Origin of the sequence: Variovorax raffinosi (assembly GCF_051216615.1) — a bacterium.
Classification (GTDB): domain Bacteria; phylum Pseudomonadota; class Gammaproteobacteria; order Burkholderiales; family Burkholderiaceae_C; genus Variovorax.
The window spans coordinates 206,242-217,964 of sequence record NZ_JBPJZR010000010.1; the positions used below are offsets into that span (position 1 = coordinate 206,242).

General features: G+C 65.6%; 14 protein-coding genes. All 14 read right to left on the reverse strand.

Annotated features, from left to right (window positions below; genetic code table 11):
* The 14 genes from ACSFB7_RS26905 to ACSFB7_RS26970 all read right to left on the reverse strand — a co-directional run bounded on the left by ACSFB7_RS26905 (position 1) and on the right by ACSFB7_RS26970 (position 11,712).
* Positions 1-810 carry a hypothetical protein gene (locus ACSFB7_RS26905; RefSeq protein WP_435475395.1) on the reverse strand — a complete coding sequence of 270 codons (810 nt, stop codon included), beginning with the start codon at positions 808-810 and terminating at the stop codon, positions 1-3.
* Positions 811-841: 31 nt separating this feature from the next.
* Complete coding sequence (gene hisD, locus ACSFB7_RS26910) at positions 842-2,164, reverse strand: histidinol dehydrogenase (RefSeq protein ID WP_435475396.1); 1,323 nt, start codon at positions 2,162-2,164, stop codon at positions 842-844.
* Positions 2,165-2,180: 16 nt separating this feature from the next.
* Positions 2,181-2,822: an ATP phosphoribosyltransferase gene (hisG, locus tag ACSFB7_RS26915; RefSeq protein ID WP_435475397.1), complete on the reverse strand. Its 642-nt coding sequence runs from the start codon at positions 2,820-2,822 to the stop codon at positions 2,181-2,183.
* The gene (gene murA, locus ACSFB7_RS26920) at positions 2,819-4,108 is read right to left on the reverse strand and encodes a UDP-N-acetylglucosamine 1-carboxyvinyltransferase (RefSeq protein WP_435475398.1); all 1,290 of its coding nucleotides are present in this window, start codon (positions 4,106-4,108) and stop codon (positions 2,819-2,821) included. The genes hisG and murA overlap by 4 nt, the downstream gene beginning before the upstream one ends.
* Positions 4,109-4,150: 42 nt before the next feature.
* On the reverse strand, positions 4,151-4,393 hold the full coding sequence (locus ACSFB7_RS26925) for a BolA family protein (RefSeq protein ID WP_435475399.1): 243 nt from the start codon (positions 4,391-4,393) through the stop codon (positions 4,151-4,153).
* A gap of 20 nt (positions 4,394-4,413) precedes the next feature.
* Complete coding sequence (locus tag ACSFB7_RS26930; protein WP_435475400.1) at positions 4,414-5,178, reverse strand: ABC transporter permease; 765 nt, start codon at positions 5,176-5,178, stop codon at positions 4,414-4,416.
* Complete coding sequence (locus tag ACSFB7_RS26935) at positions 5,175-6,122, reverse strand: ABC transporter ATP-binding protein (protein ID WP_187108041.1); 948 nt, start codon at positions 6,120-6,122, stop codon at positions 5,175-5,177. Before ACSFB7_RS26935 ends, ACSFB7_RS26930 begins: the two co-directional genes overlap by 4 nt.
* A gap of 33 nt (positions 6,123-6,155) precedes the next feature.
* A complete protein-coding gene (locus ACSFB7_RS26940; protein ID WP_187108040.1) occupies positions 6,156-6,431 on the reverse strand; it encodes an STAS domain-containing protein in 276 nt (91 codons plus the stop codon).
* A gap of 4 nt (positions 6,432-6,435) precedes the next feature.
* Entirely contained in the window at positions 6,436-7,092 is a 657-nt protein-coding gene (locus ACSFB7_RS26945) for an MlaC/ttg2D family ABC transporter substrate-binding protein (protein ID WP_435475401.1), read from the reverse strand.
* A gap of 165 nt (positions 7,093-7,257) precedes the next feature.
* Positions 7,258-7,974, reverse strand: a complete 717-nt coding sequence (locus ACSFB7_RS26950) for an MlaA family lipoprotein (RefSeq protein WP_435475402.1) — start codon at positions 7,972-7,974, stop codon at positions 7,258-7,260.
* A 26-nt stretch (positions 7,975-8,000) separates the two neighbouring features.
* Positions 8,001-8,489: an outer membrane lipid asymmetry maintenance protein MlaD gene (mlaD, locus tag ACSFB7_RS26955; RefSeq protein WP_435475403.1), complete on the reverse strand. Its 489-nt coding sequence runs from the start codon at positions 8,487-8,489 to the stop codon at positions 8,001-8,003.
* Positions 8,490-8,526: 37 nt separating this feature from the next.
* A complete protein-coding gene (gene mlaE / locus ACSFB7_RS26960; RefSeq protein ID WP_435475404.1) occupies positions 8,527-9,309 on the reverse strand; it encodes a lipid asymmetry maintenance ABC transporter permease subunit MlaE in 783 nt (260 codons plus the stop codon).
* On the reverse strand, positions 9,306-10,166 hold the full coding sequence (locus tag ACSFB7_RS26965) for an ABC transporter ATP-binding protein (RefSeq protein ID WP_435475405.1): 861 nt from the start codon (positions 10,164-10,166) through the stop codon (positions 9,306-9,308). The genes mlaE and ACSFB7_RS26965 overlap by 4 nt, the downstream gene beginning before the upstream one ends.
* Positions 10,167-10,233: 67 nt before the next feature.
* A complete protein-coding gene (locus ACSFB7_RS26970; RefSeq protein WP_435475406.1) occupies positions 10,234-11,712 on the reverse strand; it encodes a glutamate synthase subunit beta in 1,479 nt (492 codons plus the stop codon).
* Between the last annotated feature and the right edge of the window lie 11 nt (positions 11,713-11,723).

Here is an 11,723-nt window from a genome sequence, read left to right on the forward strand (position 1 = left end):
TCACTTGCGGTAGCGCGGCGCCGGCGCGTAGGCGCCATCGGCCGGGAAGGCGCTCGGCTGCGACGGCGTTGCGTCGCGGCGGGCACGGCGCGGCACATTGGGCTCTTCCAGCTCGAACAGGGCGGCACCGATCACGCCGATGTTGCGCACGTCGCCGGCCTCGGTGTTCGCGGCATAGGCGCGGCCCGGGGCGGCGAAGCGGAAGGCCGCAACCTCGTTCTGGCTCTTGCGGAAGCCTTCGATGGTCAGCGACTGCTGCGGGCTCAGCACGTAGCCGCCGTTGCGCAGGCTGCCGGGCTTGCCGTTCAGCACGTCGAGGCCGTCGACCGTGGCGATCACCTCGTAGCTGCGGTCGCTGAGATTGCGAAAGCGCAGCGTGTAGCGCGAGCCTTCGACGCCGGCCAGCCGGAACATGTCCTCGGCCCGGCGTGCGCGCTGCAGCGGCAGCGGGCGACCGTTTTCGTCGAGCACCGACCACTCGATGTCGCCCTGCGCCAGTTGCAGGTTCAGGCGTCGCTCGGGATCGTTGCCGACCGTGCGGCGCACGGCGCTCGCTTCGTTGTAGCCCAGCGAGGCCACGTCGTCGGGTTGTTCGGACAGGCGCTTGGCCGAGACCGAGCGGGTCTTCGACTCGATGCCCTCGCCCCATTGGGTGCCGAGTTGCGCGGGAGCAGGTGCAGCAGCGCTCTGCGTTGCAGTGGCCGGCGGGTCGCGAAGCGGCTGCTGGCCGCAGGCAGCGAGCAGGGCAGCACCCGCGATGAGGCCGGTGGCGAACCTGAACAGGCGCGAACGATAGAGACGATGAATCATCTTGGCTCCTCCCGAAGCGAGTTATGGAGCCTCAGATCTTACGCAGCCGCATGCGGGCAGCTTCCGCATGCGCCTGCAGGCCCTCTCCTTCGGCCAGCGTGACGGCGATCGGGCCGAGCACCTGGGCGCCGGCTTCGCTGACCTCGATCAGGCTGGAGCGCTTCTGGAAGTCGTAGACACCCAGCGGACTCGAAAAACGCGCCGTGCCGCTGGTCGGCAGCACGTGGTTGGGGCCGGCGCAGTAGTCGCCCAGGCTTTCGCTGGTGAAGGCGCCGAGGAAGATCGCGCCGGCGTGGCGCAGCAACGGCTCCCAGCGGTTGGGCTCGCTGCTGCTGACTTCCAGGTGCTCGGGGGCGATGCGGTTGCTGATCTCGCAGGCCTCTTCCATGTTCTTCGTGTGGATCAGCGCGCCACGGCCATTGAGCGAGGCAGCGATGATTTCCGCGCGCGGCATCGTGGGCAGCAGGCGGTCGATTTCGGCCTGCACGCGATCGATGTAGGCGGCATCGGGGCACAGCAGGATGCTCTGGGCCAGTTCGTCGTGCTCGGCCTGGCTGAACAGGTCCATCGCCACCCAGTCGGGCGGCGTGGTGCCGTCGGCCAGCACGAGGATCTCGCTCGGGCCCGCGATCATGTCGATGCCCACGGTGCCGAACACGCGGCGCTTGGCGGCTGCCACGTAGGCGTTGCCGGGGCCGGTGATCTTGTCGACGGCGGGGATGGTGGCGGTGCCGTAGGCCAGCGCGGCCACGGCCTGGGCGCCGCCGATGGTGAAGCCGCGCGTCACGCCGGCCACGTAGGCGGCGGCGAGCACGAGCGGGTTCTTCTCGCCCTTCGGCGTCGGCACGACCATGATGATTTCGGCCACGCCTGCGACATGCGCGGGAATGGCATTCATCAGCACGCTCGACGGATAGGCGGCCTTGCCACCCGGCACGTAGATGCCGACGCGGTCGAGCGGCGTGACTTTCTGGCCGAGCAACGTGCCATCGGCGTCGCGGTAGCTCCAGCTCTCGCCGCTCGCCTTCTTCTGGGCCTCGTGGTAGCTGCGCACACGGCGCGCGGCGGCTTCGAGCGCGTCGCGCTGGGCGGCAGGCAGCGACTCGAAGGCGGCCTTCAGTTCAGCCTGCGTAAGTTCCAGCTCAGGCAAGGTGGCAGCGCCCAGCTTGTCGAAGCGGTTGGTGTACTCCAGCACCGCCTCGTCGCCGCGCTTTTGCACGTCGGCCAGGATGTCCGCCACCACCTTCTCGATGGCCGCGTCGTCGTCCGCAGACCAATGCAGCCGCGCCTTGAATTCAGCATCGAAGCTGGCTGAAGTCGTGGAGAGTCGGGCGGGGGCTGCTTTCAGAGTCATGGGGTTCGTGTGGGAGTCAGGAAGACGGAATGGCCGACGCAAACGCGTCGATGATGCGGCGGATCGGCTCGCGCTTGAGCTTGAGCGCGGCCTGGTTGACCACGAGGCGCGCGCTGATGTCCATGATGCGCTCCACCTCAACGAGGTGGTTGGCCTTCAGCGTGTTGCCGGTCGAGACCAGGTCGACGATGGCGTCGGCCAGGCCCGTGAGCGGCGCCAGCTCCATGCTGCCGTAGAGCTTGATCAGGTCGACGTGCACGCCCTTGCTGGCAAAGAAGTCGCGCGACAGGCCGACGTACTTGGTCGCCACGCGCAGGCGCGAGCCCTGGCGCACGGCCGAGGCGTAGTCGTAGTCGGCGCGCACGGCCACGCTCAGACGGCAGGCCGCGATGCGCAGGTCGAGCGGCTGGTACATGCCCTGGTTGCCGTTTTCGAGCAGCACGTCGAGGCCGGTCACGCCGAGGTCGGCGCCGCCGTACTGCACGTAGGTGGGCACGTCGGACGCGCGCACCAGCACCACCCGCACGTCGGGCCGGGTGGTCTCGAGAATGAGCTTGCGCGACTTCTCGGGGTCTTCGGTGACCTCGATGCCGGCGGCGGCCAGCAGGGGCATCGTCTCTTCGAAGATGCGGCCTTTGGAAAGAGCCAAAGTGATCATGCGGCGGCTCCGGTCACGCGTTCGATGTCAGCACCCAGGCCGCGCAGCTTGGCTTCCATGCGGTCGTACCCTCGGTCCAGGTGATAGATGCGGTCGACCAGCGTCTCGCCCTCGGCCACGAGGCCGGCGATCACGAGGCTGGCCGAGGCACGCAGGTCGGTGGCCATCACGGTGGCGCCCGACAGTTGCGTCACGCCCTCGACCATCGCGACCTTGCCTTCGACGTGGATGGTCGCGCCCAGGCGGACCATCTCGTTCACGTGCATGAAGCGGTTCTCGAAGATGGTCTCGGTGACCATCGAGGCGCCGCGCGCAATCACGTTCAGGGCCATGAACTGGGCCTGCATGTCGGTCGGAAAGCCCGGGTATTCGGTGGTGCTGAAGCTCTGCGCCTTCAGGTGCTCGCTGGCCGGGGCCTTGGAGCTGATGCGCACGCCGCCCTCTTCCCGCGCGACCGTGCAGCCGGCATCGCGCAGCTTGTCGATCACCGCGTCCATGTGGTCGGCGCGGGCGTGGCGCAGGAACACGTCGCCGCCCGTGGCCGCGACGGCGCACAGGAAGGTGCCGGCCTCGATGCGGTCGGCCACCACGGCGTGTTCGCAGCCGTGCAGCTTCTCGACGCCCTGGATGCGGATGTGGCTGGTGCCGTGGCCCTGGATCTTCGCGCCCATGCGGATCAGCATTTCGGCCAGGTCGACGATCTCGGGCTCCTGCGCGGCGTTTTCGAGCAGCGTCTCGCCCTCGGCCAGCGCGGCGGCCATCAGGAAGTTCTCGGTGCCGGTGACGGTGACCATGTCGGTCAGGATGCGCGCGCCCTTCAGGCGGGTGCGGCCGGCCGGCAGGCTGGCGATCATGTAGCCGTGCTCGACCACGATCTCGGCGCCCATGGCCTGCAGGCCCTTGATGTGCTGATCGACCGGCCGCGAGCCGATGGCGCAGCCGCCGGGCAGCGAGACCTTGGCGTGGCCGAAGCGGGCCAGCAGCGGGCCCAGGGCCAGCACCGAAGCGCGCATGGTCTTCACCAGCTCGTAGGGCGCCTCGGGGTTGGCCAGGTCGCTGGCGTTCAGGCTCACCGTGCCGTTGTCGTCGCGCTCGGCGGTCACGCCCATGTTGCGCACCAGCTTCAGCATGGTCGACACGTCCTGCAGGCGCGGCACGTTGTGCAGCGTCACGGGCTGGTCGGTCAGCAGCGCGGCGCACAGCTCGGGCAGCGCGGCGTTCTTGGCGCCGGAAATGAGTACTTCGCCGCGAAGCTGCCGCCCGCCGCGAATCAGAAGTTTGTCCATCGAAGTTCCAGCGAAATCAGGGGGCCCGCAGGGGCCGGAAAGTCATTTTTCCACTGCCGCCCATTCGGCCGGCGTGTAGGTCTTCATCGAAAGCGCATGCACCTCGTCGGTGTGCATTTTCGCACCGAGGGTGGCGTAGACCCGTTGGTGGCGCTGGATGGCGCGCTTGCCCTCGAATTCGGCCGAGACGATGGTCGCGTACCAATGTCGGCCATCGCCTTCGAGCGTGATGTGCTCGCAGGGGAGGTGGGACTGGATCAGGGACTGGAGTTGTTCGGCGGTCATGGGGTCTGGAAAAGGGGCGTTCAGCCCCGGATTTTGTAGCCGATGCGAAGGAGATGGACGGCGATGACGCTCACCACCAGCCAGGCGGTGCCGACGATGCCCAGGCTCAGCCAGGGCGAGGCGTCGCTCACGCCGAAGAAACCGTAGCGAAAGCCGTCGATCATGTAGAAGAACGGATTCAGGTGGCTCACCTTCTGCCAGAACGGCGGCAGCGAGCCGATCGAATAGAACACGCCCGACAGGAAGGTCATGGGCATGATCAGGAAGTTCTGGAACACGGCCATCTGGTCGAACTTCTCGGCCCACAGGCCGGCGATCAGCCCGAGCGTGCCGAGCATCGCGGCGCCCAGCAGCGCGAAGACGATGATCCAGACCGGCGCCACGAAATTCGGCATCGCGAAGAACATCGTGACCACGAACACGCCCAGCCCCACGGCCAGCCCGCGGATGATCGACGAGCCCACGTAGGCGAGGAACCAGCCCCAGTGCGACAGCGGCGTGAGCAGCACGAAGACAAGGTTGCCCATGATCTTGCTCTGGATGATCGACGACGAGCTGTTGGCGAACGCGTTCTGCAGCACGCTCATCATCACGAGGCCGGGCACCAGGAAAGCGGTGTAGCCGACCGTGCCGTAGACCGTCACGCGGCCTTCGAGCACATGGCCGAAGACCATGAGGTACAGCAGCGCGGTGAGCACCGGCGCACCGACGGTCTGGAAGCCGACCTTCCAGAAGCGCAATGTCTCTTTGTAGAGCAGCGCGCGCCAGCCAGTGACCGCCATCATCGTGCGACCTCCAAAGGCGTCTGCTCGCCCGCCATCAGGTCGATGAACACGTCTTCCAGGTCGGCCTTGCGCATTTCCACGTCTTCCACTGCGACACCGGCTTCGCGGATCGCGGCCAGCAGTTGTTCGACTTCATGCGCGTTCTGCGCCGGCAGCTGCACGATGCGCCCGGTGATGCGTGCATGCTGGGCGATGGCCCAGGGCAGCATGGCGTCGGTCTTGAAGCGCAGCACGTTGCTGGCGGCCGACTTCAGCAGTTCGCTGGTGCGGTCGAGCGCGATCACGCGGCCCAGCTTGAGCATCGCGATGCGGCTGCACAGCGCTTCGGCTTCTTCGAGGTAATGGGTGGTCAGCAACACGGTGCTGCCCTGCTTGTTGAGCTTGGCGACGAACTGCCAGAGCGTCTGGCGCAACTCGACGTCGACGCCGGCCGTGGGCTCGTCGAGCACGATCACGGGCGGCTTGTGCACCAGCGCCTGCGCCACCAGCACGCGGCGCTTCATGCCGCCGGAAAGCTGGCGCATGTTGGCCGTGGCCTTGTCCGTCAGGCCGAGGCTGTGCAGCAGTTCGTCGATCCAGTCGTCGTTGTTCTTGATGCCGAAGTAGCCCGACTGGATGCGCAGCGACTCGCGCACATTGAAGAAGGGGTCGAACACCAGCTCCTGCGGCACGATGCCCAACTGGCGTCGTGCCTCGGCATAGTCGCGCTGCACGTCGAACCCGTGGACGCTGATGGCACCGGCCGTGGGGCGCGCGAGCCCGGCGAGCATGCTGATCAGGGTGGTCTTGCCAGCGCCGTTGGGGCCGAGCAGGCCGAAGAACTCGCCCGGCTCGATCTGGAAGCTGACCTCGTCGACCGCGCGCAGCCCTTGTTTGCCTTGGGCTTTTTGCTGTTTAGAGGGGGGGTAGGTCTTGGAGACCGATTGGAATGAGATCGCGGGCATGGGAGCCCGTGATTTTACGGGGCGGTTACTTTTTCAGGGCGCGGCGGGCAAAAGGCCCGCGATGCCGTACAGGGCGGCCAGTTCACGCAGCCGGGGCGACAGGCCCTTGACCGCAAAGCCTCGACCCAGCGCGCTCGACTCACGCCGGCATTCGAGCAGCACCGCCAGTGCCGACGAATCGAACTGCGCCAGCGCGGTGGCGTCGACCACGGTCGACGACGAATCCGTCTGGCCCTTCAACCCCTGCTGCAGCATGCGCATGCAGGCGGGGGCCTCGTCGTGGGTGAGCTTGGTGGGCAGGACCAGCATGGCGTCAGCCCTTGCTGTTGCCCTTGTTGCGCGCGGCCAGCGCGGCAATCAGGCCATCGATGCCGCTCTTGTTGATCTCCTGCGCGAACTGGGTGCGGTAGGTGTCGACCAGCCAGACGCCCAGCACATTCAGGTTGTAGACCTTCCAGCCAGCGCCTTGGCCCGGCGTCTTTTCGAGGCGGTAGTCGAGCTGCACGGGATCGCCGCGGCCCTTGACCTCGGTGCGCACCAACACGTCGGTATCGGTGGGCGCGCCGCGGTAGGGGCGGATCGTGACGGTCTGGTCGGTCACCTGGTCGAGCGCGCCGGCGTAGGTGCGCACGAGCAGGGTCTTGAATTCGTCCTGCAGCCGCTTTTGCTGCTCGGGCGTGGCCTGGCGCCAGGCCGGGCCGACGGCGGAAGCCGTCATGCGCTGGAAATTGACGTTGGGCATGATCTTGCTGTCGACCAGCAGCATGATCTTGTTGACGTCGCCCGCCTTGATGGACGAGTCGGCCTTGATCGTGTCCAGCACGTCGGTCGACAGGCGCTTGACCAGCGCATCGGGTGCTTCGTCGGCCGCGTGCGCGGGCTGGACAAAGGCAACGGCGGCGCCGAACAGCAGGGCACCGGCCAGCACCAGGCGGCCGAGATCGCGTCGTTGCAAGGTCTTGTTGTTCATGGTGAGTCCCTCAATCAAATTTGAAAATCCACGAAGTACGCGCAAGAAGCGCAGTACTGAGACAGAAACGGATTCGAGCCGCTCGGAGCCGACCGGGTTCCTGTCTGGCGGGTGAAGCCTTGCAACCGGATGCAAGCAGCTTCATCACCCGCCTTCACCGCGTCCTTACTTTCCGGCGCCGTCGTCCGGCGGATTGCCGTCGTAGACCTGGCTGCGGCGGCGCTGCAGGAACGCGTCGCGCGTGAACGAATACTTGTCGAGCGCTGCGTCGCCGAGCAAGCGGCCCGCACGCAGGTACTGCGCGCGCGTGTCCACCACGCGCAGGACGACCAGCGAATTGCGCCATGGGACGTCCTCCACATGGGCCAGCGGGTCGCCGTAGTAGTCGAGCGGTTTCGCCACGGTGTCGCGCAGGGTCGACGGGCCCAGCAGCGGCAGCACCACATAAGGACCGGGGCCCACGCCCCAATAGCCGAGCGTCTGGCCGAAATCTTCCTCGTGGCGCTGGATGCCCGCGTCGCTGGCGACGTCGAGCAGGCCGCCGAGCCCGAAGAAGGTGTTGACGTTGAGCCGCATGAAGGTCTCTGCACTGCCTTGCAGCTTGAGCTGGGCCACGTTGTTGGCCAGGCTCCAGACATCGCCGATGTTGCTGAAGAAGTTGTTCACGCCCGTGCGCACCATCGAGGGCAAGGCCTTCTGGTAGACGGTGGCCACAGGGACCAGCACCGCGTCGTCGACAGTTTCGTTGAAGCGCGAAACACCACGGTTCATGGGCTCGAACGGGTCGGCCGGGTTGGCATTCGGGCCGGTGGCGCATCCGGCCACGAGTGCAAAAGCGGCTGCAGCGCCCGTCCAATGGGCGTATTTAGCTATATTTTTCATAGCAATTGACAGATTAGATCGTGTTTTCATTTTTTATTCGCTGTACCAGGCGCCGTATTTCCTTCGGCTGCCTTGCTGTAGAGGAACTGGCTGATCAGGTTCTCCAGCACCACGGCCGACTGGGTCGCGGTGATGGTGTCGCCGGCTTGCAAGTTCTTCTCTTCGGCGCCCGCCTCGATCCCGATGTACTGCTCTCCGAGCAAGCCACTGGTCAGGATCTTGAGCGAGCTGTCCTTGGGAAAACTGTAACGGTTTTGCAATGCCAGCGTCACGCTGGCCTGAAAGGTCTTGTCGTCGAAGGTGATCGACTCCACACGACCGACCACCACGCCAGCGCTCTTGACCGCGGTCTGCGGCTTGAGCCCGCCGATGTTGTCGAAGCGCGCGGTGACCGCGTAGGTCTTCTGGAAGTTCAGGCTCAGCAGGTTGGCCGACTGCAGCGCGAGGAACAGCAATGCGGCCGCGCCGATCAGCACGAACAGGCCGACCCAGATGTCATTGTTGGAACGTTGCATGGTTTGCACTCTCTAGAACGATGAGGCCCTGGCCCCTTTAAATACTGAACATCATGGCGGTCAGGAGGAAGTCCAGACCCAGCACCGCCAGCGACGCCATCACCACGGTCCGCGTGGTCGCACGCGACACGCCCTCGGGCGTGGGCTGGGCCTCGTAGCCCTGCAGCAATGCGATGAAGGTCACGGTGAAACCGAAGACGATGCTCTTGATGACGCCGTTGCCGACATCGCGCCACACATCGACGCCACCCTGCATCTGGCCCCAGAACGCACCCGGGTCCACGCCCAGCATCAGCACGCCCACCACGTAGCCGCCCATGATGCCGACCGCGCTGAACACTGCCGCCAGCAGCGGCATGGTGATGATGCCGGCCCAGAAGCGCGGCGCAAGGATGCGCTGGACCGGATCGACCGCCATCATTTCCATCGCGCTCAGTTGCTCGCCGGCCTTCATGAGACCGATCTCCGCAGTGAGCGACGTACCGGCACGCCCCGTGAAAAGCAGCGCTGCGACAACAGGCCCGAGTTCGCGCACGAGGCTCAGGGTGACGAGCAGGCCGAGCGCTTCGGAAGACCCATAGCGCTGCAGCGCGTAATACATCTGCAGGCCAAGCACGAAGCCGACGAACAGGCCCGACACCGCGATGATCGCGAGCGAGTAGTTGCCCAAAAAATGGATCTGGTCGCGCACGAGGCTGAAGCGGCGCAGGCTCTGCGCGCCCTGCAGCGACAAGCGGATGAACAGCTTCGCAGCAAAGCCGATGCCGGCCAGCTTGCTGCGCACCGCATAGCCGATGTCGGCAGGCTTCCACCAGCTCATGACCGACCTCCGACCACGGGACCGAAATCGTCTTCGATGCTTGCACCCGGGTAGTGAAAGCGCACCGGCCCGTCGGGCAGCGCATTCACGAACTGATGCACCAGCGGATCGGCGCTGTCGCGCACTTCGGCGGGCGCGCCCTGCGCCGCGATACCGCCGTTGGCCAGGATGATCACGTGATCGGCGATGCGGAAGGTTTCCTCGACATCGTGCGACACGATGATGCTGGTCAGCCCGAGCGTGTCGTTGAGCTGGCGGATCAGCCGCGCGGCCGTGCCCAGCGAAATCGGATCGAGGCCGGCGAAGGGTTCGTCGTACATCACGAGGTCGGGATCGAGCGCGATGGCACGCGCCAGTGCCACGCGCCGTGCCATGCCGCCCGACACCTCGCTGGGCATCAGGTCGCGCGCACCGCGCAGGCCGACTGCATCGAGCTTCATGAGCACGATGTCGCGCACCAGCGCTTCGGACAGTTGCGTGTGCTCGCGCAACGGAAAGGCCACGTTGTCGAACACGCTCATGTCGGTGAACAGGGCGCCGAACTGGAACAGCATGCCCATGCGACGCCGCGCCGCATAGAGCGCGCTTGCGTCAAACCTGACGACGTCCTGACCATCGAACAGGACTTCACCGCGCTGTGCACGTTGCTGTCCGCCGATCAATCGCAAGACCGTGGTCTTGCCACCACCCGAGGCTCCCATCAACGCCGTCACCTTGCCACGCGGCACTGTGAACGAAACGTTGTCGAGAATCGCGCGCGCGCCGTAGCCGAACGTGACGTCTCGAAACTCTACGAAGGGATGTGGCTGGGTGGCTGGGTCCATCTCAATAAAAAAGCCGGGCGCCCTTTCGGGCATCCCGGCATGCGGTTTTCCAGCGGATGATACCGGCGCCATGACAGCGGCCGCCAAATTGAAACAAAAATCAGCGAGGTAAGTCGCTGAAACCCATCAAAAATTCATCCACTGAACGCGCGGCTTGACGGCCCTCGCGAATGGCCCACACAACCAGCGACTGACCACGGCGAATGTCGCCAGCGGCAAACACCTTTGGCGCGTTCGTGGCATAGCCGCCGATGAAGTCGACTGTGGCCTTGGCATTGCCGCGTGCATCCTTCTCGACACCGAAGGCGTCGAGCACGGTGGCAACGGGGCTGATGAAACCCATGGCCAGCAGCACGAGGTCGGCCTTGAGGATCTGCTCGCTGCCGGCCACTTCCTGCATGCGACCGTCTTTCCATTCGACGCGAACCGTCTTCAGGCCTGTGACCTTGCCCTTCTCGCCAATGAATTCCTTCGTGGAGATCGCAAACTCGCGCTCGCAACCTTCTTCATGGCTGGAGCTGGTGCGCAGCTTGATCGGCCAGTACGGCCAGGTCATCGGGCGGTTTTCTTCTTCGGGTGGCTGAGGCATCAGCTCGAACTGCGTGACGCTGGCAGCGCCGTGGCGGTTGCTGGTGCCCACGCAATCGGAACCGGTGTCGCCACCGCCAATGACGATCACGTGCTTGCCATCGGCGCGCAGTTGGCCCTTGACCTTGTCGCCCGCGTTGACGCGGTTCTGCTGCGGCAGGAACTCCATTGCGAAATGAATGCCGTCGAGATCGCGGCCGGGCACCGGCAGGTCGCGCGATTGCTCAGCACCACCGGTGAGCAGCACGGCGTCGAACTCTTTCTGCAATTGCTCGGGCGTGACGGTTTCCTTGGCCAGGTTCGTGACCTTGGAGCCCTTGCCCAGCGGATCTTTCGCGGCACCGACCATCACGCCGGTGCGGAAGGTCACGCCCTCGGCCTTCATCTGCTCGACACGGCGATCGATGTGGGTCTTCTCCATCTTGAAGTCGGGAATGCCATAGCGCAGCAGCCCGCCGATGCGGTCGTTCTTCTCGAACAGCGTCACGTCGTGGCCGACGCGCGCCAGTTGCTGCGCGGCAGCCATGCCTGCAGGGCCGGCACCGACCACGGCGACCTTCTTGCCAGTCTTGTGCTTGGCGATGCGCGGCGCGACCCAGCCTTCATCCCAGGCGCGGTCGATGATCGCGTGCTCCAGCGACTTGATGCCGACCGCCTCGTCGTTCACATTCAGCACGCAGGCTGCTTCGCAGGGCGCGGGGCAGATGCGGCCGGTGAACTCGGGGAAGTTGTTGGTCGAGTCGAGCACCGCGAAGGCGTTTTGCCAATCGTTGCGGTACACGAGGTCGTTGAAGTCCGGAATGATGTTGTTGACCGGGCAGCCGCTGTTGCAGAACGGCGTGCCGCAGTCCATGCAGCGCGCGCCCTGCACCTTGGCCTGGTCGGTGTTCAGGCCGACAACGAATTCCTTGTAGTGCTTGACGCGCTCGTCCACGGGCTTGTAGCCCTCTTCGACGCGCTCATGCTCCATGAAGCCGGTGATCTTTCCCATCGTGCTTTCCT

Excerpts from the sequence above, each read along its gene's own strand:
- ACSFB7_RS26965 (WP_435475405.1), bottom strand. The coding sequence starts at position 10,166 with ATGCCCGAAAGGGCGCCCGGCTTTTTTATTGAGATGGACCCAGCCACC.
- hisD (WP_435475396.1), bottom strand. The coding sequence starts at position 2,164 with ATGACTCTGAAAGCAGCCCCCGCCCGACTCTCCACGACTTCAGCCAGC.
- hisG (WP_435475397.1), bottom strand. The coding sequence starts at position 2,822 with ATGATCACTTTGGCTCTTTCCAAAGGCCGCATCTTCGAAGAGACGATG.
- murA (WP_435475398.1), bottom strand. The coding sequence starts at position 4,108 with ATGGACAAACTTCTGATTCGCGGCGGGCGGCAGCTTCGCGGCGAAGTA.
- mlaD (WP_435475403.1), bottom strand. The coding sequence starts at position 8,489 with ATGCAACGTTCCAACAATGACATCTGGGTCGGCCTGTTCGTGCTGATC.
- ACSFB7_RS26950 (WP_435475402.1), bottom strand. The coding sequence starts at position 7,974 with ATGAAAAATATAGCTAAATACGCCCATTGGACGGGCGCTGCAGCCGCT.
- ACSFB7_RS26935 (WP_187108041.1), bottom strand. The coding sequence starts at position 6,122 with ATGCCCGCGATCTCATTCCAATCGGTCTCCAAGACCTACCCCCCCTCT.
- ACSFB7_RS26930 (WP_435475400.1), bottom strand. The coding sequence starts at position 5,178 with ATGATGGCGGTCACTGGCTGGCGCGCGCTGCTCTACAAAGAGACATTG.
- mlaE (WP_435475404.1), bottom strand. The coding sequence starts at position 9,309 with ATGAGCTGGTGGAAGCCTGCCGACATCGGCTATGCGGTGCGCAGCAAG.
- ACSFB7_RS26945 (WP_435475401.1), bottom strand. The coding sequence starts at position 7,092 with ATGAACAACAAGACCTTGCAACGACGCGATCTCGGCCGCCTGGTGCTG.
- ACSFB7_RS26940 (WP_187108040.1), bottom strand. The coding sequence starts at position 6,431 with ATGCTGGTCCTGCCCACCAAGCTCACCCACGACGAGGCCCCCGCCTGC.
- ACSFB7_RS26925 (WP_435475399.1), bottom strand. The coding sequence starts at position 4,393 with ATGACCGCCGAACAACTCCAGTCCCTGATCCAGTCCCACCTCCCCTGC.
- ACSFB7_RS26905 (WP_435475395.1), bottom strand. The coding sequence starts at position 810 with ATGATTCATCGTCTCTATCGTTCGCGCCTGTTCAGGTTCGCCACCGGC.
- ACSFB7_RS26970 (WP_435475406.1), bottom strand. The coding sequence starts at position 11,712 with ATGGGAAAGATCACCGGCTTCATGGAGCATGAGCGCGTCGAAGAGGGC.